Below are 23,488 nucleotides of genomic sequence, written 5' to 3'. Positions count from 1 at the left end.
CATGGAAATCACCGATATATTGGTCAAAGCGGCTCAGTTCTTTTTGAGCCTCTCCCTGCTCATTGTACTGCATGAGCTCGGTCACTTTATCCCCGCCAAACTCTTTAAGACACGTGTAGAAAAGTTCTACCTCTTTTTCGACCCTTGGTTCTCGATCTTCAAGAAGAAGGTTGGAGATACCGAATACGGTATCGGTTGGCTCCCCCTTGGCGGTTACGTCAAGATCTCGGGGATGATCGACGAGAGCATGGACAAGGAACAAATGAAGCAGCCCCCACAACCTTGGGAGTTTCGATCTAAGCCGGCTTGGCAGCGACTGATCATCATGATTGGCGGGGTTACCGTCAATGTAATTCTCGGAATCGTCATCTATGCAGGAGTTTTGGCGTATTGGGGAGAGCAGTATTTGCCGACCAAAAACGTCACAAATGGTATTGCAGTGGACTCGACTGGTGAGGCCATCGGTTTACAGAACGGCGATCAAGTCCTCTTGGTCAACGGCAATGAAGTTGAGAACTTCAACCACATTGCCATGGAACTGGTTTTGGGCGCAGAGGGAATTACCGTGGACCGCAACGGACAGCGAATCGATCTCACCGTTTCGTCCACGGATGTCAAAAACCTCATCAATGATCCGGGCTTTATTTCGCCCCGCATTCCATATGTAGTAGGTGCCTTTACAGACACCAGTGTAGCCGCTGAAGCAGGCTTGAAAGAGGGAGACCGACTGATTGGACTAAACGGTCGCCCATTGTCGTTCTTCGATGAGTACATCGACAGCATCCCTACCTATGCCGGGCAGACCATCAGCTTGATGGCGGAGCGCGATGGGGAACGTGTGTTGGTGGATATCGATGTCCCGGAACACGGAAAAATTGGGGTTTACCCTGGTGGAGCATATGCCGACTTCTTTGAGGTGGAAACCAAGAAATACGGATTTTTCGAGTCCATTCCTGCCGGATACAACCGAGCTGCCTCTACCCTGTCGAACTACATTCGCCAGTTCAAAATCATCTTTGACACAGAGACAGAAGCCTACAAATCTGTCGGCGGATTCTTGACGATTGGTAACCAATTCCCAAGCACTTGGGATTGGCAGTACTTCTGGAACTTCACGGCCTTTTTGAGCATCATGTTGGCCTTCTTGAACATCCTGCCGATTCCAGCACTAGACGGTGGCCACGTGGTCTTTGTCTTGTGGGAGATGCTGACGGGGCGTAAGCCGTCAGAGAAGGTGCTCGAGTATGCGCAAATGGTTGGTTTTGTGATTCTTCTCGCCTTACTGATCTTCGCCAACGGGAACGATATTCTGAAGTTATTCCGCTAATTTGGTCTTCGTAAATCGAGACCTCATGAAGCATATCCTTCCACTGCTTTTGTTGGCGGTGCTGACGCATCGGGCCGTAGGCCAAGAGAATCAAAACGACAGCCTCTATTCTGGGCTGATGATCGTTCCTTTTCCACCGACCATGTACTTAAGCGATAGCGACCGGGAGATCGCCGAAGCGAGTGAAATGAACTACGATGCCATTCGCAGCCGATTCCGCTTGGGCTTGGACATCAGCTTCGCCGTTCGTCTGCAAGAGCAATATGGGGATCACAGTTTATTGCGCGACACTTCGGACCGTGCCGAGGGAGATTTGCAGCAACTTTATCGGAATACGCGCTATTCTTATGCTTTTACCCCTGCGCATCTGAGGGCGCTAGAAGAAGCAGAGGAAGAAGAGCAAAAGAAGATCAAGAACCCCTTCAAAAAGAAGAAGGAAAAATCCGAAGAACCGGAAATAGAACAGGGTCTTTTTGGCTCCGAAGAGCAGAGAGCAATGCCTGCCGCTGATGAGGAAGGAACGTATATGAAAGTGACCTTTAGGGACTCCACGGAGCTTCAGGAATTGGCCGAGGCCTATGGAATAGAGGTCTTTCTCTTTCTGAATCAATTTGAAATCGACACGCGCTTCGATGATTGTATTGATTTTCAAAACAAGATTTATAACCGTGAAATACGGGTGCATTACGATTTGATTCGCGCGGACGGAAAGCGATTGGATGGAGGTGTGCTCACCACCACCTTTCCCAGCAGCGTGAATGACGTTAACCAAATTACCCGAGGCTATTTCGGAGGGTTGACCGATGGATTTGTATCTAAAGTTCCTGCCCGAACGCCCACGGATTGATTAACTTTGCACTCTCACTACATTAAGTATCTACATCATGTCAGAATTGACCGACAAAATCAAAGATATCGCCAACAACATTCAGCGTGAATTTGGCATTCAAATGGCCCTTCGTGAATTAGGCCTTGACGCGGACAACCACGGCGTGTCAACAGGATCCGAGTACTTCGGAAGTGGCCCGTCTATCGAGAGCTTTTCTCCTGTAGATGGAGCCTTGATCGCCCGCGTTTCTACAACTTCAGAAGCGGATTACAATCGAGTGATTGTCTCGGCAGAAGAAGCGTTTAAATCGTGGCGTCACATGCCCGCCCCTAAACGCGGTGAAATTGTACGTCAGTTCGGTGAGAAGCTTCGCGAGAAGAAGAGCGCATTGGGAAAGCTCGTCAGCTATGAGATGGGTAAATCCTACCAAGAAGGTTTGGGAGAGGTTCAGGAGATGATTGACATCTGCGATTTTGCCGTAGGTCTTTCTCGTCAATTGCACGGACTCACGATGCACAGTGAGCGTCCAGGACACCGCATGTATGAGCAGTACCACGCCCTTGGAATTGTTGGCATTATTTCCGCATTCAACTTCCCTGTTGCCGTTTGGTGCTGGAACACGGCTTTGGCTTGGGTTTGTGGAGACGTTTGCGTCTGGAAACCTTCTGAAAAAGCACCTCTTTGCGGTGTAGCCTGTCAAAAGATTTGGGAGGAGGTCGCCCGGGAAAATGATCTACCAGAAGGCATTAGCTGCTTGGTCAACGGAGACTACAAAGTAGGAGAGATGATGACCGCCGATAAACGTGTTCCGTTGGTGAGCGCGACGGGATCTATCCGCATGGGTAAGATTGTTGCTCAAGCCGTAGCTGCTCGTTTGGGTCGCTCCTTATTGGAGCTTGGAGGTAACAACGCCATCATCATTACGCCAAATGCCGACTTGGACATGACCATTATCGGCGCCTTGTTTGGAGCCGTGGGTACCGCAGGACAGCGCTGTACCAGTACACGCCGTTTGATCATCCACGAGGACGTGTACGATGAGGTGAAAGAGAAATTGACCAAGGCCTATGGGCAAGTGAAAATCGGAAACCCATTGGACGAGAAATTCCACATGGGACCACTCATTGACACCGGCGCCGTGGAGCAATACTTGAACGCGGTTCAACAAGTGAAACAAGAAGGCGGAAGTATCTTGGTTGAAGGTGGAGTGATGCAAGGAGAAGGCTACGAAAGCGGATGCTATGTGAAGCCGGTCATTGCCGAAGTGGAAAATCACTATCAAATTGTACAACACGAGACCTTTGCTCCAATCCTGTATTTGATTAAGTACAGCGGAGATGTAGAAGACGCGATTGCTCTTCAGAACGGTGTTGTTCAAGGGCTTTCATCGGCCATCATGACTACGAATATTCGCGAGGCTGAGCGTTTCTTGAGTGTGGCGGGATCTGATTGTGGAATCGCCAACGTCAACATCGGTACTTCTGGTGCTGAAATCGGAGGAGCATTCGGTGGAGAAAAAGAAACCGGAGGCGGTCGCGAGTCTGGATCTGACGCATGGAAAGTATACATGCGCCGTCAGACCAATACCATCAACTACAGCACGGAATTGCCTTTAGCACAGGGCATCAAATTCGACCTGTAAAAGTAAGGGTACCTTGATTCGCCCGATCCAATCCAAAGATAATCGAGCACTTCGCGCCGTTGTACGCGAGGTGCTCGAATCATTTGGGGCCAATCGAGAAGGCTTTGCCTATGTGGACCCCGAGCTCGATGATATGCACGAAGCGTATTCGTCTAAAGGAAGCCGGTACTACGTTCTGGAGCTGGATGGCGCAATCGTTGGAGGCGGTGGAATTGGCCCTCTGGAAGGGGCACCTTCAGAGTACTGCGAGCTCAAGAAAATGTACTTTGCTGAAGCGGCCCGAGGTCGGGGATGGGGCAGACGTATGATCGAGCAATGCTTAGTAGATGCCCGGGCCTTTGGATACCGCTATTGCTACCTGGAAACCTTGGAGACTATGGACGCCGCCAAACACCTTTACCGGGATTACGGATGGTCTCCCAGGACGCAACCCTTTGGCGATACAGGACACGGAGGGTGCGATGTCTGGATGATGAAAGAACTGTAATGGCCACAATAGGAACGGACATTCTAAAAGCCGCTGAGCACCTAAATAAGGGCGAGCTCGTGGCCATGCCCACTGAGACGGTTTATGGCCTGGCTGGAAATGCGCTGGATGAAGATGCAGTACTTCGCATTTTCGAGGCCAAACAACGACCCAGCTTTGACCCTTTGATTGTGCACTGCGCCGATTTCGATAGAGCCAGCGCCTATGTGGACCAGGTTCCGCGCGCGGCTTTGGAACTAGCAAAAGCATTTACGCCGGGGCCTTTGACCATGATCTTACCAAAGCGCCCGAATGTGCCAGATTTGGTAACCAGCGGCCACCCGACCGTGGGGATTCGCATTCCTCGCCACCCGATGGCTCAAGATCTTCTCCAAGCCCTGGATTTCCCATTGGCGGCGCCTTCAGCGAACCCTTTTGGCTATGTGAGCCCGACAACGGCTGAACACGTAGAAAATCAACTCGGCGAACGCATCCCCTACATCCTGGATGGAGGGCCATGTGCCATTGGCTTGGAGTCGACCATTGTGAGCTTTGAAGGGGATCAACCCGTGGTGTTGCGCCTGGGAGGCTTGGCCTTGGAAGAACTTGAAGAGGCCTTGGGCGAGAAGGTTAAGGCTGTACGAACCAGCAGTTCGCGCCCCGAGGCTCCGGGCATGTTGAGTGCACACTATGCTCCCGGAATGCCGGTGCATTTGATGCCGTGGTCCGAAGGCCAGGATTTGGCCCTTAAGGCCAAGTCGGCGGGTTTGATCTGTCTCAAGCGGCCCTCAGGGACACCAGATCACCTTCAAGTCGCGGAATTGGCTCCGGACGGAAACCTGAACAAGGCCGCCCAAGGCCTTTTTGCGGCTCTTAGGGCCATGGATGAGGCGGGAGTAGAGCTCATCATTGCCGAGCCCATGCCGGATTCCTGGCTAGGACGGGCCATGAATGACCGACTCAAACGGGCAGCAGCAGGAGCGTCGTGAGTACGGCACAACTTTGTACCTTTGTGATACTTTAAAGTAAGACCTTATGTCAAGTTTGACGGTATTAGCGGGCTTTGTAGGCCCTTGGCAAATTGCCTTGATCGTGATCGTAGTGGTGCTTCTTTTTGGTGGTCGTAAGATCCCGGAATTGATGCGCGGACTGGGAAGTGGTATCAAGGAATTCAAAGACGCCACAAAAGAAGACGACGACAACGACAAGAAAGAGATCAAAGACTGATCGATGGCTTATAGCACGCTCGCGCAGATCCAGTCAGACCTTGGAAAAGGGGTCCTGACCCTCCCTGATTTAGTGAATGCCTACCTCGCTCGCATTGAACATCATGCCGAGTTGAACGCCTTTTTGGAGGTGTATGGTGAGGAGGCCCTCCAACGGGCCGATGAGGTTCAACGCCGAATGCAGGACGGCAGTGCGGGTCGTTTAGCCGGACTCATTCTTGGACTCAAAGACAACATCGTCTACAAGGGCCACCGAGTCGGTGCAGCATCCAAAATATTAGATGGATTTGAGAGCCTGTTCAGCGCAACGGTCGTCGATCGATTGCTCGCTGAAGATGCCATCATTATTGGCCGATTGAACTGCGATGAATTTGCCATGGGATCGTCCAACGAGAACAGCGCCTACGGGGCTGTGCGCAACCCCAAGGATACAAATTGCGTACCGGGAGGATCTTCTGGTGGTTCAGCTGCGGCTGTAGCTGCGGACCTCTGTCACGCCGCACTTGGGAGTGATACGGGAGGGTCCATTCGACAACCGGCTTCCTTTACGGGAATCGTGGGGTATAAACCGACCTATGGAACCGTATCGCGCCACGGACTTATCGCCTACGCGTCCAGCTTTGATCAAATTGGGCCTATGACCAAGAGCGTTGAGGACGCAGCCTTGATTCTAGAAATCATGGGTGGCCCTGACGCCTACGACAGCACGGCCTCACAAGAGCCGGTACCGGCTTTTTCTGAAGCTGTGGCTGAGGGCGCATCGGCCCGTGAGGGCCAAAAGAAAATCGGCTATATCGCGGAAGCTTTGAATGCCGAAGGATTAGACCCCGAAGTCAAGGCAGCAACAGAAGCCGAAATTGAGCGATTGCGCTCGGAAGGTCATGTTGTGGAAGAAGTAAACTTTCCGCTTTTGAGCTACTTGGTGCCGACCTATTACATCCTCACAACGGCGGAAGCTTCGAGTAATTTGGCCCGGTACGATGGCGTTCATTTTGGCTATCGAAACGCCGAAGCGGAGGGATTGGAGCCGACCTATAAGCGTTCACGTACCGAGGGCTTTGGCGAGGAAGTGAAGCGCCGAATCATGCTCGGAACCTTTGTGCTTAGCTCAGGCTTTTACGATGCCTACTACGGTAAAGCGCAAAAGGTGCGTCGCTTGATTCGCGAACAGACCGATGCACTTCTGAAGGACTATGATCTCTTGATGTCTCCAACAACACCGCATGCGGCGTTCGAGATTGGCAAGACCTACGATGATCCAACCACCATGTATTTGGAGGATATCTTCACGGTTCAAGCGAACTTGGGAGGCAACCCTGCCGTTAGCCTACCCTTGGGTCACACCTCGGAAGGATTGCCTTTTGGCCTGCACTTTACCGGGGGCCGAAAGGAAGACGCTAGTCTATTGGCGTTCAGTGCAGAGCTAATGAACAAGCGGGCGTGAATAAGTAGTGCCCGGTCGGGTACTGCGGTCTTCAAAGGAACGTTTACTTAGTGGTATGAAAGGAAAACTCTTTTTAGGGGCAATGCTCCTTGGTGCTTCATTGGTGGCGGCACCCACAACGGACACGGACACGGTTAAGGGCTTGGCGGATGATCCGTTCTTGATTCAATTGGACAGTCTTCTATTCGCGGATTACTTTCTGGCTGGGCCGGACAGCACCGTAGAGGACCCCAACGTCATCGGAGCTGGCCCCGAGGTGAGCGACAGCGTCATTCAGTACCGCTTGACTCTGTTGGATGAGCAGACTCCCCTGGAGCTCGACTACAACGAGCACGTGGCTCGCTTCATCAATGTTTACGCGAACAACCGCCGTCAACAGGTGTCGCGCATGATGGGCTTGGGTCAACTCTACTTCCCCTTGTTTGAAGAGGTCTTGGACAAGTACAACATGCCTTTGGAGTTGAAGTATTTGGCCATTGTGGAGAGCGCATTGAACCCTCGAGCCAAGTCCCGCGTGGGAGCCACCGGACTGTGGCAGTTCATGTACAGTACGGGAAAGATTTACGGCCTTGAAGTCAGTAGTTATGTGGATGAGCGCAGTGATCCGATGGCCAGTACGGATGCCGCGGCCCGCTTCATGATGAAGCTCTACGAGAGTTTCGGGGATTGGAACCTCGTCTTGGCCGCGTATAATTCAGGCCCGGGTAATGTGAGTAAGGCCATTCGCCGATCAGGAGGCAAACGTACCTATTGGGAGATTCGCCCATGGCTCCCTCGGGAGACCCGGGGGTATGTCCCCGCTTTTATCGCGGCGAACTACATCATGAATTATGCAGAGGAGCATGAGATTTACGCTCAGGAAGTGAGTGTTAGCCGCTACGATGTGGACACCATTGTACTCAAACGTCTGATGACTTTTGACCAGTTAAGCCTATTGGTTCAGGTACCTGTAGGGGACTTGGAATTGCTGAACCCCCAATACAAGCTCAACATCGTGCCCATCATAAAAGGAAAGAGTTACACGGTGACTCTTCCTCGTGAGAAAGTAGGTCTATTCGTCACGCATGAGGACAGCCTTTATCGCTATGCCGAGGCGGCGATGCCGGGCCTTAGCTTGCCAAAGTATGTGGAGATGAATGATCGGGTGCGCTATCGGGTCAAGTCAGGGGATTACCTCGGCAAAATCGCCATCAAGTACGGTTGTTCGGTTCGTGATATTCAGCGTTGGAATAACATGAAAGGTACCAACATTCGGGTGGGTCAGCGACTCACTGTTTACGTCCGGAATGTAGAGTCTATTGCGCGCATCAGCGGGGTTCCTGAGAAGGAAATCACGGGAATGACCAAGGAGGCTCTTGAGGAGAAAAAAGCGGAGGCGGAAGAGGCTGCGTCAAAAGAGGCGGGAGCTGCCGCAGAGGCTGCTCCAGTACCGCAGGCGAAAGAAATCTACTACACTGTTCAGCGGGGCGATACGCTCTGGGATATCGCCAAGAAATACGAAGGGGTAAGCCCGGATGAGATCAAGAAGTGGAACAACATTAGCTCGGCACGAAATTTGAAGCCTGGTATGAAACTCAAGATCAACACCTCCTCATGAAGAAAGCCGCATTCCTCCTCCTATCCGCGCTATTCATTTTAAGCGCCTGTAAGCCCGAAAAAGACGGTAAACGAAGAAGTGGAGGGGTGAAGCCGACATCGACCGGTAAACTCGGCGAATTGGTGGTTGTGATGCCGGAGAGCTGGTGGCAGGACACTGCCGGAGCAGCCTTCCGACACTACTTCGGTTCTGAATACCCGGGATTGCCGCAAAGAGAAACCCGATTTACGGTTGTTCAAATCCCGCCATCGGCTTACAATAAGCTCTTCAAGACCCACCGAAACCTCGTTCTGGTTGAGGAAGATTCTGCCGGCCTTGGCTTTGAATACAATCGTTTTGCCACGGATCAGCTCGTTATGGCCATTGAAGCGCCGAGCCCCATGGAATTCGCGAAGCTTCTCAAGGAGAAGGGTGCCGATGCCGCCAACCAGTTTACGAATGCGGAGATCAAGCGTCTTGACCGGGCTCATCGCTTGGTCAAAACCAATGATGCCTACAACGAATTGCGGGCGATGGGCTTGGAAATCACCGTCCCGAACGACTTCCGATTGAACATGATGGAAGACGACTTTATTTGGTTCTTCCGGGATAAGCGCGAAGTAACCCAAGGAATCTTGATTTACATCGGCGATCCGTTGCCCGACCTGGGCATGGAACAGGCCATTGTTGCCGCGCGTGATTCGATGACCCTACGGGTCGAAGGGGAAGTCGAAGGCACGTACATGCGTGTGGAGCAGTTGTACGCCCCAGTTGTTCGGGCCACCGAAACACAGGGTCGATTTGCCATGGAAACCCGCGGCCTTTGGAAAATGGAAAATGACTTTATGGGTGGCCCATTTGTGAATTACACCATATGGGACGAGGACCGAAACCGCACCGTTGTAGTAGATGGGTTCGTCTATGCGCCAGGTAAGGATAAAAGGAATTACGTGATGGAACTCGAGGCCATCATTCAGTCCTTACGCTTTGTTCAAAATGACTAAGGAGCGGCCGTAAAACCCTTACGACAATTCTTCTTTCCAACCGAGCAGGTTTCCGCGGTACTGGCTTTCCACCACTTTTTTCGCGGTATCTCGGTCGGTCGCTTGCACGGCAATGCGCACTTCTTTGTGCGGATCCTCGAGCAGGACTACTCCCTCGAATGTTTGGATTAACATATAGTTGTTTTTAGGGTTGTTGGACATAGCAATGTTTTCGTGCAAGGTGACGCGCACTCATTCATCACCTCCAAAGGTACGAAAAACAAATCGAATCGGGGCCTAATAGCCTAGGAAAGAAGCACGTGGAGAATTTCCAAGCTCTTGAATTGTATTTGCTCATTCAAGTGATTTCGATGGTACAATTCAAGAACTTGAAGACCTTGATATCGAAGGTCTGAACTCATCTGAACGGCTTGAGCCTCTTCCCAGGATTTATTTAAAAGTGCACCGACGGCGGCGACGCCTTGTGAATCTGCAAAGTCGGGGTGTGATGGGCGGTGATCTTGAAAGACGCCTTCTCGGAGATCGAAGACTTTACCATTGGCCATTCCGTGAGGATAATAGCCTAGGTATTCAGTGAGTCGAAGTGCAAAGAATAAGGGAAGGTTCCCCAGCTCGTTGGTAGGTAAATCGAGAAGGCCAACAGATGCGGAAATAAACGCATAGAGTTCTGGGTGCGGCTCCTGATCCTTGCAAACGCGTAAAACAACCTCTGCCATGAATTGGGCAATGGCCGTCTTCACTGGGTGCTCATGCGCAGTTTCAATTTTGTTGACCCTTTGCACCTCTTTGATGCGCTCTAAGCGCTCTTCTCGATGATGGTAGGCAACCAGACCGAGTTCTTGCAATGGGAGTAGGTGGCCCATGGAAATCGGGCTTTTCTTACTACGAGGAGAGGGAATCAGGTAGGACTGAAGGCCAAAGTCCTTGGTATACATCCGAACAATGGTGCTTCGCTCCCCGTAAGGAAAATGGTGAAGGACCAGAGCCGGAGTTTTGACCAACATCTTAGCGGACAATCATAATCTTCGTCACAGCCGTTTCACTGCCGTCATCATTGGTCAAAAAGACTAAGTACACGCCGGTAGCAACATCACGCCCGCTAAACGACTGTCCGTTCCATAAGGCTTGTCCACCTAGGGCGGTGGTTTCAAAGACGAGATTGCCAGAAATGTCCGTAATCTTGACATTGGCGTTTTCCGCTAGACCTCGAATCGCGATATCTCCGGAAAAACCCGGTTTGACGGGATTGGGAAAGGCCATAACATCTCCGAAAGTATCCTGACCTTCTGTGGCCCCACCTCGGTATGAGATCATTCCTCTATCCGTACTTATATAGACCTCACCGTGATCAGGGTTGATGCCAATAGCCTGAATAGAGTTGCTGAAAAGGGGAGAGTTCTCTTCGGTAAAATGCAAGAGCTCTTCCGTTCCGTCAGGAGACATCACGAATACTCCGCTCCTTGCCGTTCCGAACCACTTTCGATTTCCACCATCGATGGCAATGGAGGTCACCGCTTCATTTTCCAGAAGTTTGGAAAGGGATCCGTTTTGCTCAATCAAGACATGTTGTGCGTCGAAGTTTTGTCCAGTAAAGATGCGCTCTGGTGAAAAGAAGGTGACAACTCCTTGGTTGGTTCCAACCCAAACAGCCCCATTCTTATCCGTGGCCATACTTAAGACGGAACGAGACGAAAGCGCGCCTTGACCTGTAGCCGTTCCCAGTTTACGTTGCTGATCGTCGTTTGGATTGGCCAACGTATTGTTGTGGTTGAATACGACAATTCCATCGTTTCGAAGCTGAACCCAAACCTGATCGGAATTGTCCACCATAACGCTTTTAATCGGTAGCGTTGAAGGAGCTAATCCCCCCAGACCGTAGTTGAACCACTCATTATTTCGGGTACGAACCACCAACGGGTTTTCTGTGCTGGAGTTGGTCATCCAAAGACGGCTTTGACTGTCAAAATCTAGACCGCCAATATTGGTAAAACCGGCTTGGCCATTTTTTTCTTCAAGGATGGAATTCGTGTAGTCGTAGCGACTGTGTAAGGTGCCATCCGCATTCCAGCGCATCAAACCTCGACTGTATGAAGCACCCCAGATAACGTTTTGATCTATGGGGTCGAACGCAATTTCGATCATGTCGAATGCAGAGTCTTGGATGCTTTGGTCACTCGGAATCCACTCTCCTTCTCGTTTGATTTGAATAGGTTTCGAATTGAAGAGATTCAAGAATGAACCGTCCACCCCGCCGGGAGCAACCCAAACTTCGTCTCCACGTGAAACGACGTCAAAGACTTCTCTCACTTGAGGCCCTTCCGGAAAGTAATTGGGATTGAGAAACCCGTTCCAGTGTCGAACGAGACCTGACTCTCGAGTCCCTAGAAAGAATTCACCAAATTCAGGGTCTCCTTGTACAATGGTGGTTATGTAGAAGGGATAATCAACGCCTCCTTGTGTGGCGCCCGCTGCTTTTTCAAAGTTCTTGTCCAAAGCGGTAAAACCAAAGGTGGTGCACTCCATCAAGTAGTCGTCATCTGCGGCCAAGCTGTTTCGACGCCAAAAGGCCAAGTCCGTAAAAGGAATCCACCCGCCGCTTTTGTTGCTGTAAATGGTATCGGTGTTGAATACTTCGCCGGGTTTGTTGACGTACAAGCCGCCGTCAAAATAGGCTAGGGTGTTTATAGGCCCGCCGAGCACTTGGTCCAATGACCATGCGTTAAAATCTCTCAAATTAGGGTCATTGAGGTCCGCTGTATACAGACCATCTTCTGTCGCGGCAAAAAGAAATTGACCATCGGTACTCATTTCGTTTACAACTACTTGTGTTCCGGCATCACCAATGAAATAAGGGCCGTCAAACTCTCGGGTCTGAATATTGAATTCCACGACTCCAAAGTCGCAGCTGAAAAACATGCGATCTCCGACGGGAAGGATATCATTGATGGTTTTTCCACCAGAAATGGTGAAACGTTGAATATCGAAATAGGTGCTCTGTTGTTCACCTTGAATCACGTCGATGATTTGATTGTCATAGGCAACAACGAGTGTCCCAGATTCTGCGTGTTCGGTCATCGCAGTTATGACCACACCGCTTAAACCGTCGATTTTACTTTCTCGTTCAAGGTTTCGGAATTGACGTCCGTAATAGAAGAGACCATTTTCTGCAGCGACGACCACTTCATCAGGACGGACAACAATGTCTATGACTTTGTTATATGGAAGTTCGTTTCCCCAACTCCCCAATGCAATATCGGGTTGAGCAATGGACGAGAGCGCATAGAGAAAAAGTATGCCGGTGAGTAGTTGGCGCATGGATCAAAGTTCGTCTAAATCAACGGAGAAATGATAATTTTAGTTTGAACACTCTTTTTAAGGCCTAACGAACAGAAAATCAGCAATTTGCAACTGAACTGATAAGCGCGGCTCTCCAGAAGTTTCGGCCGCCCCGAGACATGTGAGTCCAGAATTGGCTTAAAGCGGCTTAGAACGGATAAAACAGGCTAGTTTGAGGGTTTTTGGAATATGTAGATCAAACTACTCCATTCATTGTTCCTTCGCGCTGCAAGATTCGAGCGCAGGCCATTGATAAATGCATGAATCGGACGAGCGGCTCCGGATTTGTATTTTTCACTAAGTAGACTCACGTAGTAGGCGTCAAAAATCATTGGCTCCGTTTTTTTGAACGAGAAGCCGCGACCTTCGAAAAGTCCTTTCATTCCATTTTGAGCAAAATGGAAAAGATGGCGAGGTACGTCATAGGCAGCCCAATGAGGCCCGTAAATTTCTGCGTCTTTGGATTTGAAGTTTGGAACGGCAATCACCGCAATACCTCCAGGTCGCAAGATTCGATGAAGATGGGCAACCGTGTCTACAGGATCAGGGACATGTTCGAGTACGTGCCACATGGTGACCACGTCCATTGAGCCATCTTCAAAAGAGATCAGCGACTGGTCTTGGGAGAGGGTAATGCCAAGCTTTGATTCGGCTTTTTCTCTGGCGGCGTCATTGGGCTCCATTCCCTGAACGCTCCAATGATTGTTTTGAAGTTCCTTAAGGAAGTCACCTGTTCCACAGCCTATATCCAAAAGCGTGCGCTGGGTGGTGAGTTGCTCAACCAGATTTCGCTTCTTTTTAAGCGAATACGATCGTACCCACTGATAAACACGATCCATTAAAGTCTGGGCGGAATCTGTATGCGAAATGTATTCTTCAGACTCATAGTAGCGACCTAGATCTTCAAGTTCTGGCCGGGGGTTGGTCACCAAAATTCCGCCGTCTTCGTTGCTCATTACGGAGAACGCATTGTGGGAAACCGTGTAGTCCTCACAGGTAATAAAAGGGTGCAAAGTCGTACCGGTAACCGGACAAGAATCAAATTTTTTCATGAGAGTGTTCCACGTGAAACATTATCGCCCCATATGCACTAAGAGCACATTGATATCAGCGGGGTTGACACCACTTATTCGGCTGGCCTGAGCGATGTTCGCAGGACGAATTTCGTTCAATTTTTCGCGAGCTTCCAAACTTATCGCTTGAAGTTTTGAGAAGTTGAAGTCGATGGGAATGGAAATATCCTCTAATCGATGAAGCTTTTCAGCATTCTCTCGTTCTCTTTCTATGTATCCGTGGTACTTCAATTGAATCTCACACTGTTCTAAGTCTTCTTCTTCAATTCCTCGCTCACTGATATAGGACTTTAACGATTCCACCTGAGCCAAATCGTTGATGTGGACTTGAGGGCGAGACAGTAGCGTGTCTAGTTTCCTTTTCTGGTCGATGGGAGCCGTTTCAAGAGACTCAAGAATTGGATTAACCTCAGAGGGCTCTACGCTTGTAGCTTCCAAAAACTTCTTCAATTCTGATGTATTTGCCCTCTTTTCTCGTACGCGCTCCATACGTTCTTCCGAAGCAAGGCCCATGTCGTATGCGATTGGCGTAAGTCGAAGATCCGCATTGTCTTGACGGAGGAGAATCCGATACTCCGCTCGTGAAGTGAACATTCTGTACGGTTCATCTGTGCCCTTTGTGATTAAATCATCAATAAGCACACCTATGTAGGCATCCGATCTTTTCAGGGTAAAGGACGATAAACCATGTACCTTTCGATGGGCATTAATACCTGCCATCAGACCCTGGCTTGCGGCTTCTTCATACCCCGTTGTACCATTGATTTGTCCTGCAAAAAACAGACCTTCGACCAACTTGGTCTCCAGGGAATGGCTCAATTGAGTGGGGGGAAAGTAGTCGTATTCAATCGCGTATCCGGGACGAAAAATCTTGACGTTCTCGAAGCCTTTTACTTTGCGCAGGGCTTCGTATTGGACCTCTTCAGGAAGAGAGGTGCTGAAACCATTGACATAGATTTCAACTGTATCCCAACCTTCTGGCTCAACAAATATTTGGTGCTGATTCTTATCTGCGAATCGATCAATTTTGTCTTCTATGGAAGGGCAATAACGCGGCCCGATACTTTGAATGCGGCCGTTGAACATAGGAGAACGGTCGAAGCCCGTCTTCAATACATCATGAACTTCTTCGCTGGTATAGGTAATCCAGCAGGACCGCTGCGTTTGGAGCGGCTGGGTATCCGTAAAACTGAACTTTTGAGGAGCTTCATCACCGGCTTGTTCAGTCATCTTGGAGTAGTCCAGAGAACGACCATCGACCCGTGGGGGAGTCCCCGTTTTCATACGCCCATGATCAAAGCCCAATTTGATCAAATCTTCGGTTAATCCTGTAGCAGCACGCTCCCCAGCGCGCCCTCCACCAAAGTTCTTTTCTCCGATGTGGATGAGCCCATTGAGGAAGGTCCCATTGGTCAGGACCACACTTTTGGCACGAGCCTCCAGCCCTAGGCCTGTGCGAACACCAACCACTCGATCTCCTTCGACGATGATGCCGGTCACCATATCCTGAAAGAAATCAAGATTAGGCGTTTGCTCCAGCATGAGGCGCCATTTTTCCGCAAATCTCATTCGGTCGCTCTGAACGCGAGGACTCCACATAGCTGGACCCTTAGAGCGGTTGAGCATTCGGAATTGAATGGCTGTTTCATCAGAGATGATCCCGCTGTAGCCTCCCAAAGCATCGATTTCACGAACGATTTGCCCTTTGGCGATCCCGCCCATGGCGGGGTTGCAGCTCATCTGCCCAATGGTCTGAAGGTTCATGGTGATCAGTAGGGTAGAGGAGCCCAGGTTTGCAGCAGCTGCCGCTGCCTCTGAGCCGGCATGCCCTGCGCCTACTACTATAACATCGTATTCTTTAGCAAACATGTGTCAATGTTTCACGTGGAACAACCAAGGTACTTTGGCTTAACTAGTTGTGCCTCAAAAAATTAGCTGCAAAAATAAGAAAAAGGGCAAAGCTGTACAACGCTGAAGAAAAGACTTGGTTCAACCGTGAAAAACAGCCAAGTGTCGGTCCTCCTCTGCGCGCATCGCTTTCTTTTCCTCTTCGCTGTGATCAGAATGCCCCAGGAGGTGAAGTACCCCATGGACCATTACCCGAGAAAGCTCCATATCAAAAGATACGTCGAAGGCTTCTGCGTTCTCCCGCACCCGATCTGTTGAAATGAAAATGTCCCCGCTGATTAAATCGTCTTGACTGTAATCAAAGGTGATGATGTCCGTGTAGGTGTCGTGTTTCAGGTATTGTTGATTGATTTCTAACAACTGCTCGTCGGAACAAAAGATGTAGGTGATTTCCCCACAGTGATTTTCCGCCTCTTCAATGACCGAAACGATCCAATCCCCACGTCTTTTCTCGTCGTCTGGACTCAATTGAAAATCGTTCTGACTTTGATAGTAAATGGCCATTAGTTCTCGATCCCGTTAAAGTATTCGTTAACCAAATTACGGTAGAATGGAGCTAGTTGAGGGGGTACCGTCTTCAACATTTCCGCCTGCTCTTCTTTAAGTTTTTGATACTCTAGGAAGGCATTTGGATTTCGTTCGGGTGTCTGAAGCGCCTCTTTCGATTCGCGCTTATTGTCATATTCACGCTCACGTTCGGCTTTTTCCGCCTCTAGTAATCGGGTCAAGATTTCTTCTTGCCGGCGAATGGTCTCTTCCGTAATCTGTCGGTTGACAAGGTCGCGCTCCGTTTCTTCCATTTTTTCCATGGCGTCTTGAAGGCCACCTGGCCCTTGTCCATTTTCACCGTCCTCGCCCATTTCGTCAGAAAGCTTTCGAAGCTGTTGGCGAAGAGCCTCTTGTTGAGCTGCCATTTGGGCCAGACCCTTGCTCATCTTTTGCCCTTGTCCTTGACCCTTTTTGTCTCCGGGTTTTTGACCTTGTTCCATCTGCCCCTTCATCTGCTTCATCTGCTCCGCCAGCTTTTGCTGCTGCTTCATCATTTCAGACATGCTTGGAGACCCGTTATTCGGCTTTTCGCAACTCTGTGATCCCTTCATCATAGAGGCCATGGAGTTCTGCATTTGATTGAGAACTTCGCTGAGAAGAAGGGCCAAATCATTGGTGGCGGTCATTACAAATTGTTGACGTGAAGAGGCCTGCTGCGTACGACGTTCAGCTAGGTCTGCCAAGGCGAGGTCCATATTGCGATTGACCTCACCCATGCCTTTATTGATCGCACTTTCAATTTGAATTACTCGCTTGCTCAAGGCAAACAAAGAGTCCTCAATCATTTTAGAGTCTTCCTTCAAGCGGTTTTGCTCTCGCAGTACATCGACGAATTTCGGATCGTTTCGGTTGAGCTCCACAGTGGTCTCCAACAGTTCTTCCTGCTCAAAACTCAGGCGGACCAAATTGTCCAAGAGTTGGCGAAGCGCCTCCATGTCTTCCATTTGCTGCTCTTGACCCATGCTTTGCATCATGTTGTTCAGAGAGTCGCTCATTTCGTCCATCTTCTCCTGGGCCTTCTTTTGCTTTTTCGAGGACTCTTTTTTCTCCCCTTGCTCTAGCTTTTCAGCACTTTGCTGCATTTCCTGTTCGATCTCCTTTTCGAGATCTTCGGTATCCGGCATTTCATTCTTAAACTCGAGCTCCTCGTTCTTCTTCTCCAGCTCGTCCATGTCTTTCTGAAATTCCTCGAACTCCTCTTTGAGCTTTTCCTGCTCTTCCTTTAGCTCTTCATCGGACATAGAACCATCCTCAGTCTTTTCCTGAAGTTCTTCTTGCTTTTGCTTTAATTCATCGAGCTTGTCGATATTGTCCTGAAGCTGTTGCTCAAATTCCAATTGCTTGAACAACTCTAGGTTTCGATCGAGTTCTTTTTCCAGGTCCTCGTTGCTCAGCTTCAACTCTTCGATTTGTTTTTGTAGCTCATCTTTGTCGAGCTCTTCCATCAATTTCTCGATCTCCTCCATGAGCTCTTTCATCTCGTCGGACATGATCTCGTTGAACATTTTATCCAACTGCTCCTGTTTCTGGCGAATGCGTTCCTCCTGCTCTCGGTACTCCTTCTGCTCCCGATTGTTGCGCTCGTTTTCCTTGTTCATTTCCTCCATGTTCTGCTCCAACTTTTTCTGTTTGTCGAGCAGGTTTTGAAGGCGTTGTTTGTCGCTAAAATCCAGTTTCTTTTTGTCGAGCATGCGCTCTTGAAGCTCGTCCAAGTCCTTCTGAATATCCTTGGCCAAATCAATGCTCTCCTCCAGTTTATCCTTGACTTCTTCCTTGGTCGCCTCATCTTGCGCCTTGAGCTCTTCCAGCGTTGGAGCCTGGTACATTTGGGTCTGAGAACGAACGGACTTAGGGCCACTCACCCCATCGTTATCGCTCAATTGAAAGAAATACTCTACTTGATCCCCGGGCTCTAGCCCTAGCGGGCCGATATCAAAGCTGTGGAAGAAACTGTGAACCGTAGAAGAACGAGGAACTTCGAGGGCTTCCACTTGAACAGGAAGTGGGCCTTCTTCCTTCAATACGCGGTATTGAAAAGTCAGACGACTGAACCCATAATCGTCCTTCCCCAAACCTCTGAAGTACAACAAACGATCATTCGCGCTGTCCGCCTGCTCCTCCACGTTCAAAACGGGATAAGCGTCCGGAGTCACTTTGATGTAGTAGCTTACGGTATCCGCTCCTTCTACAAATTCATTGGCCGTAGTGAGTCCGTACCTTAAGTCTTGTAATAAGCGTCGCTCATAGCTGTATTTGTCCTCAGCCAAACGTTCTGCAGATAGAGAAGTGTCAGCGAAGAATAGGCGAATATCTTCGGTGTTCCGCGTGGTGAAATTCCAACGAGCTTCTGTACCCGCAGGAACCACTAGGTCGCCGGAATTCTTCAAGGTTTCCGCTGATCGGCCTGTATAGGCGGGATAGACAAGCGAAACCTCAAACCCCAAGAGTGCAGGATCGGGCAAGGCTTTCAGCGTGTAGGATCCCGAAGCAAACCCTGCGGCTTCAAGCCGGAAATCAACGTCTTTTTGGACATTCTGGAAGGTGTACCGATACGTGTTCGGACCTACTTCAGCCAGACGAAAGCGATTGCCGTTGCGCTCGAGATAGACCTTGTCAGGAAGCTCGGCCCCAACGATGACCACTTCAAGGTCGTAGTCTCGATTCCTCAAGACGCTTAAGTCCTCCACGTCGACCTGAAACTGAAAAGGCGCCTCAGGGACAAAATCCTTGTTGTAGTTGATTACCTGCTGAGAGCCCTGTGTAAGCACTTTCGATTGTCCGGAAATCCACAAAACCGCCACCACGGCAGCAGGCGCAATCAAGTAGCGTAGATATTTGCGATTCTTCCGGAGATCAATGGCTTTAGTGAAAGGAACCGGCTCCAATCGTGCACTCTTCTGCGCAATGGAAGCCAAGATTAAAGCACTACCTCCGCCCGATTCACGATGCAGCTGAAGAACGTTGATCAGCTTGTCGTCGACTTCGGGAAAATGCTTCCCGATGATTCGCGCCGCACGATCGTGGCTGATGCGCTCACCAATGCTGAAGAGCTGCAACAACGGGTAAACGATGAAGCGGCCTAAGATAAGCGCAGCTGAAACCACGAAAAGCCAAAACAAAACGGCTCTGGTGGCGGTATCCCATTTGCCAAAGTAGGCGAGCAGGACAACGGCTAAAAAGGTAGACCCAATCAGGGCTCCACTGTAGATGGCTCCACGGACCAGAAGGTTGTGGTAATACTTGCGAATGAACGCATCCAGTTTTTTGATGAGTAGATCGTACGTGTCCATGTCTTCTTATAACTCCAAATCACCCGCTTTGGTGCGTGAAATATACGGTTTTAAAACACTAACTTTGCCCGCCCAAAAAGCTCGGTAATCCATGGAAAATCAAGCGATTCGCGTTCGTTTTGCCCCAAGCCCGACCGGACCACTCCACATGGGAGGAGTTCGAACGGCTTTGTACAACTACTTATTTGCCCGTAAACACGGCGGAACCTTTATCCTTCGATTGGAGGATACGGACCAAACACGTTTTGTGCCCGGAGCGGAGGACTACATTGTCGAAAGCCTGAAGTGGTGCGGGATGGAAATCGATGAAGGAATTTCTGCAGACGGCCCCAATGGACCCTACCGTCAATCCGAGCGAAAGCCCATGTACCGTCAGTATGCGGATCAGCTCATTGAGTCGGGTCATGCCTACTACGCCTTCGATACGCCGGATGATCTGAACGCCATGCGCGAGCGCATGAAAGCGGCAGGTGTACCGAGCCCGCAGTACAATCACATCACCAGAGAGCACATGCAAAACTCTTTGACACTTCCTCACGGCGAGGTTGCGAAGAGGATTGAAGCCGGTGAACCCTATGTGATCCGCATTAAGATGCCTCGAAATGAGGAGGTGAAGTTTGAAGACATTATCCGAGGATGGGTGAGCGTGAATACGAACAATCTCGACGACAAGGTGCTCTTCAAATCGGATGGAATGCCGACCTACCACCTAGCCAACATTGTGGACGATCACTTGATGCAGGTGAGTCATGTCATCCGCGGTGAAGAGTGGTTACCGAGCGCTCCACTACACGTCTTGTTGTACCGCTACATGGGATGGGACATGCCCCAGTTTGCGCACTTACCGCTCATATTGAAGCCAGACGGAAACGGAAAATTGAGCAAGCGAGACGGAGACCGCCTCGGATTTCCCGTGTTCCCTCTTCAGTGGAATCCGGAGGAAGGAGAATCGAGTTCAGGATACCGCGAGCAGGGGTATTTCCCAGAGGCCTTCATCAATATGCTGGCCTTCCTGGGCTGGAACCCAGGCACCAATGAAGAGATCTTCAGCATGGATGAGTTGATCGAGCGCTTTTCCCTTGAACGCGTCAACAAAGCTGGTGCACGATTTGACCCAGACAAAACACGTTGGTTCAATCAGCAGTACTTGCGCGCCTTTAGCGATGCAGAACTCGGCGAGATGCTTCAGCCACAGGCTGCGGCGGCCGGTTTTGATCGAAGCGCAGAGTTTTGCGCCCAAGTGGCCAGCGTCATGAAGGAACGTGCCACGTTCGTGCATGAAATGCTGAGCGATGGGCGTTACTTCTTCGAAGAGCCCAGTGAATACGACCCAAAAGCCTTGAAGCGCTGGAAGGAAGACACTCCTGAAATCGTCAAGGCCCTTCGTGATTTGCTCGAAGGCATTGAGGACTTTACCTCTGAGAATGTTGACACGGCTTTCCAGGGATTCATGGAAGAGCGCGGCCTAGGTTTTGGTAAAGTAGGACCTGGATTCCGATTGGCCCTGACCGGGAAAGGAATGGGACCAAGCTTACCCGATATTGCCGCCATTCTCGGTAAAGAAGAGAGCTTGAAGCGCTTGGACACGGCCCTCGAAAAACTAGCCTAATGGGCATCATCGACGTTACCAACATCAAGCTTTACGGCTACCACGGCTGCATGGACGAAGAAGCGATTATCGGAACGGACTACCGGATCGATGTTCGCGTACACGCTGACCTGGAAAGAGCGGCTAATTCCGACGATTTGGAGCACACCGTCGACTATGTTCAGGTCAACCGCATTGTCAAGGAGCAAATGGCTATTCGAGCCAAGCTCATTGAAGTCGTAGCTCAGCGAATTGTGGACGAGCTTTTGCGTCAGTTACCGCTAGCGGATTCCGTGGAGGTCAGCGTGACCAAGATGAATCCGCCGATTATGGGAAATGTCGAAAGCGTTGCCGTCACCCTAAAAGGCGCACAAAAAAGTTAACTTAGGCCGTATGAACGTACGGCTCCTCCTCATTCTAATTGCCCTTCCTGGTCTTCTAATGGCCCAGGTGGAACAGCACCGGACTCCAAGGTCATGGGGTCACCCTGAAAACTGGAATACCCCAAAAGTCTTCATTGATACGGTAGATGTCGTGGCCCTACGGGCCGATGCCGAGCGCCTCGACCAACAAAACGGCCCGTACCGAATCGGAAGAGAATTGCCTTATCGCGCGAACACCCAAAACTCGGGCCATTGGTACCGAGACACACGAGGTCAGCGCCATTGGACCACAGAAATTCAGGTGCAAGGAGCGCAGGCCGTATCCCTGCTTTTCGAACGATTAGTGCTCCCACCCGGAGGAGAGCTCTACGCTTACTCCGCAGACCTAAAAATATCGCGAGGCGCATTCACGGCGGACAACAATCGGAACGATGGATGGGCCATTGCTCCGATACGCGGAGAATCAATCATTTTGGAGTATTGGGCTCCAGCAAGCCAGGCAACTCTTCCCGAAATAGAAATTGAAGGCATCGGGTGCTATTTTCGGGGTTTTGAGGCCAAGAGCACTCGAGATTATGGAGACGCAGGTCCTTGTCAGGTTAATGCCAATTGCTCCGAAGGAAGTAATTATGGAGACGTCAAAGATGCAATCGTCATGATCATCACCAAGTCGGGCCCTTTCTTTGGGTTTTGCTCGGGGACGCTCATGAACACGACTGGAGCAGGGTGTACGCCCTATATTCTTTCAGCGGATCACTGTGCTGAAAATACATCGACCTCTGACTTCAACCAGTGGACGTTTTACTTCGATTACGCAGCCCCATCATGCCCAGATCCGGGAAGCGACATTGGTTTGGACCTCAGAAGTATGGTGGGTTGCTTACTGCGGTCGAGTACAGGCGTCGGGGACATTTCCAGCGGGAGTGACTTTCTGCTCGTAGAATTACTGAACGATGTTCCCCAATCATATTCTCCCTATTATGCAGGGTGGTCGCGATCGGGAGCATCGAATGGCGGAGTTTGTATTCATCATCCTTCGGGAGATTTAATGAAGGTCAGCACCTTCGCCGGTACCCCTGTCAACGGCTCTTGGCCTGGGTCCACAACCCCCAATAGACATTGGATCACGAATTGGGCGTCAACGGCCAACGGACATGGGACCACGGAGGGTGGTTCCTCTGGATCCCCACTCTTGTCTCCGAGCGGTAAGGTATTCGGTGTGCTTTCTGGCGGATTCTCTGGTTGCAGCGACCTCAATGAAATCGACTTCTACGGTAAGTTCTCTACGGCTTGGGCCAGTGATGGTTCGGCCGCCAATCGGCGCTTAGCTCCTTGGCTGGACCCGGACGGAACGGGCTTTATGACTTTGGCCGGGACCTATCCTCCCTGTCAGGCGGCATCGATTGATGAAAGCGATCGCAGCTGGCGAATGTACCCCAATCCGGCAGCGGAGAGAATCCTAATGGAACTTCCCGCGGCGGCGGAACAAGTGACCATTAGCAATGCCCTTGGGCAGGTGGTTTGGGTGGACGCCTCACTTCAATCGAACTATTCGGTTGAGGTAGCGGGATGGGCACCCGGAACATATTTTGTTCAAGTGACTGTGGATGGATCGGTGAGCACGCAGAGGTTTATCGTGCCGTAGGCACTGAAAATCCTTCAACTGCGGCCCTTGCCGCTTTAGAAAGTTATCGTATTTTTGACGCCCTCGATGGTCCTGTGGCCGAGCGGCTAGGCAGAGCTCTGCAAAAGCTCGTACACCGGTTCGAATCCGGTCGGGACCTCAGTTTCTTTTAGTAAAAGCCTGACAATGTTGAATATAGCGTTGTTGGGCTTTTTTTGTGCGC

General features: G+C 50.4%; 19 protein-coding genes and 1 tRNA gene. 13 read left to right on the top strand and 7 right to left on the bottom strand.

Going from position 1 to position 23,488, the window contains the following annotated elements; translation table 11 throughout:
• Position 1 precedes the first annotated feature (1 nt).
• The 9 genes from rseP to HZ996_03285 are packed head-to-tail and all read left to right on the top strand — an operon-like array spanning position 2 to position 9,514.
• The gene (rseP, locus tag HZ996_03325) at positions 2–1,327 is read left to right on the top strand and encodes an RIP metalloprotease RseP (GenBank protein QTN38208.1); all 1,326 of its coding nucleotides are present in this window, start codon (positions 2–4) and stop codon (positions 1,325–1,327) included.
• A gap of 25 nt (positions 1,328–1,352) precedes the next feature.
• The gene (locus HZ996_03320; protein ID QTN38207.1) at positions 1,353–2,174 is read left to right on the top strand and encodes a hypothetical protein; all 822 of its coding nucleotides are present in this window, start codon (positions 1,353–1,355) and stop codon (positions 2,172–2,174) included.
• A gap of 37 nt (positions 2,175–2,211) precedes the next feature.
• Positions 2,212–3,798 carry an aldehyde dehydrogenase family protein gene (locus tag HZ996_03315; GenBank protein ID QTN38206.1) on the top strand — a complete coding sequence of 529 codons (1,587 nt, stop codon included), beginning with the start codon at positions 2,212–2,214 and terminating at the stop codon, positions 3,796–3,798.
• A gap of 13 nt (positions 3,799–3,811) precedes the next feature.
• Positions 3,812–4,285 (top strand): GNAT family N-acetyltransferase, encoded by a 474-nt coding sequence (locus HZ996_03310; protein ID QTN38205.1) that lies wholly within the window; start codon positions 3,812–3,814, stop codon positions 4,283–4,285.
• Positions 4,285–5,253 (top strand): threonylcarbamoyl-AMP synthase, encoded by a 969-nt coding sequence (locus HZ996_03305; protein QTN38204.1) that lies wholly within the window; start codon positions 4,285–4,287, stop codon positions 5,251–5,253. Before HZ996_03310 ends, HZ996_03305 begins: the two co-directional genes overlap by 1 nt.
• 46 nt (positions 5,254–5,299) lie before the next feature.
• The gene (locus tag HZ996_03300; GenBank protein ID QTN38203.1) at positions 5,300–5,491 is read left to right on the top strand and encodes a twin-arginine translocase TatA/TatE family subunit; all 192 of its coding nucleotides are present in this window, start codon (positions 5,300–5,302) and stop codon (positions 5,489–5,491) included.
• A 3-nt stretch (positions 5,492–5,494) separates the two neighbouring features.
• A complete protein-coding gene (gene gatA / locus HZ996_03295) occupies positions 5,495–6,934 on the top strand; it encodes an Asp-tRNA(Asn)/Glu-tRNA(Gln) amidotransferase subunit GatA (protein ID QTN38202.1) in 1,440 nt (479 codons plus the stop codon).
• A 55-nt stretch (positions 6,935–6,989) separates the two neighbouring features.
• A complete protein-coding gene (locus tag HZ996_03290) occupies positions 6,990–8,531 on the top strand; it encodes a LysM peptidoglycan-binding domain-containing protein (GenBank protein ID QTN38201.1) in 1,542 nt (513 codons plus the stop codon).
• A complete protein-coding gene (locus HZ996_03285; GenBank protein QTN38200.1) occupies positions 8,528–9,514 on the top strand; it encodes a DUF4837 family protein in 987 nt (328 codons plus the stop codon). Before HZ996_03290 ends, HZ996_03285 begins: the two co-directional genes overlap by 4 nt.
• Before the next feature lie 18 nt (positions 9,515–9,532).
• On the opposite strand, the gene HZ996_03280 is transcribed toward HZ996_03285, so the two are convergent.
• The 7 genes from HZ996_03280 to HZ996_03250 form a co-directional block, all read right to left on the bottom strand.
• The gene (locus HZ996_03280) at positions 9,533–9,688 is read right to left on the bottom strand and encodes a hypothetical protein (GenBank protein ID QTN38199.1); all 156 of its coding nucleotides are present in this window, start codon (positions 9,686–9,688) and stop codon (positions 9,533–9,535) included.
• A gap of 110 nt (positions 9,689–9,798) precedes the next feature.
• Positions 9,799–10,518 (bottom strand): DNA repair protein RecO, encoded by a 720-nt coding sequence (gene recO, locus HZ996_03275; GenBank protein QTN38198.1) that lies wholly within the window; start codon positions 10,516–10,518, stop codon positions 9,799–9,801.
• A 1-nt stretch (position 10,519) separates the two neighbouring features.
• A complete protein-coding gene (locus HZ996_03270) occupies positions 10,520–12,829 on the bottom strand; it encodes a T9SS type A sorting domain-containing protein (protein ID QTN38197.1) in 2,310 nt (769 codons plus the stop codon).
• Positions 12,830–13,017: 188 nt separating this feature from the next.
• Positions 13,018–13,902, bottom strand: a complete 885-nt coding sequence (locus tag HZ996_03265; GenBank protein QTN38196.1) for a class I SAM-dependent methyltransferase — start codon at positions 13,900–13,902, stop codon at positions 13,018–13,020.
• Between the two features lie 21 nt (positions 13,903–13,923).
• The gene (gene mnmG, locus HZ996_03260; GenBank protein ID QTN38195.1) at positions 13,924–15,792 is read right to left on the bottom strand and encodes a tRNA uridine-5-carboxymethylaminomethyl(34) synthesis enzyme MnmG; all 1,869 of its coding nucleotides are present in this window, start codon (positions 15,790–15,792) and stop codon (positions 13,924–13,926) included.
• 120 nt (positions 15,793–15,912) lie between these two features.
• Positions 15,913–16,335, bottom strand: coding sequence for an rRNA maturation RNase YbeY (gene ybeY / locus HZ996_03255; GenBank protein ID QTN38194.1), 423 nt, complete (start codon positions 16,333–16,335; stop codon positions 15,913–15,915).
• Positions 16,335–19,670, bottom strand: a complete 3,336-nt coding sequence (locus tag HZ996_03250; protein ID QTN38193.1) for a DUF4175 domain-containing protein — start codon at positions 19,668–19,670, stop codon at positions 16,335–16,337. Before HZ996_03250 ends, ybeY begins: the two co-directional genes overlap by 1 nt.
• Positions 19,671–19,761: 91 nt before the next feature.
• On the opposite strand from HZ996_03250, the gene HZ996_03245 reads away from it, so the two are divergent.
• From HZ996_03245 to HZ996_03230, 4 genes are all read left to right on the top strand, one after another.
• Positions 19,762–21,279: a glutamate--tRNA ligase gene (locus tag HZ996_03245; GenBank protein QTN38192.1), complete on the top strand. Its 1,518-nt coding sequence runs from the start codon at positions 19,762–19,764 to the stop codon at positions 21,277–21,279.
• Positions 21,279–21,641 carry a dihydroneopterin aldolase gene (folB, locus tag HZ996_03240; protein QTN38191.1) on the top strand — a complete coding sequence of 121 codons (363 nt, stop codon included), beginning with the start codon at positions 21,279–21,281 and terminating at the stop codon, positions 21,639–21,641. Before HZ996_03245 ends, folB begins: the two co-directional genes overlap by 1 nt.
• Positions 21,642–21,651: 10 nt before the next feature.
• Positions 21,652–23,286 (top strand): T9SS type A sorting domain-containing protein, encoded by a 1,635-nt coding sequence (locus HZ996_03235; GenBank protein ID QTN38190.1) that lies wholly within the window; start codon positions 21,652–21,654, stop codon positions 23,284–23,286.
• Between the two features lie 68 nt (positions 23,287–23,354).
• Positions 23,355–23,425 (top strand) — tRNA-Cys (locus HZ996_03230).
• The last annotated feature ends 63 nt before the right edge of the window (positions 23,426–23,488 follow it).

This window comes from Cryomorphaceae bacterium, assembly GCA_017798125.1.
Lineage (GTDB): Bacteria > Bacteroidota > Bacteroidia > Flavobacteriales > ECT2AJA-044 > ECT2AJA-044.
This window is presented reverse-complemented; position numbering and strand designations above follow the sequence as displayed.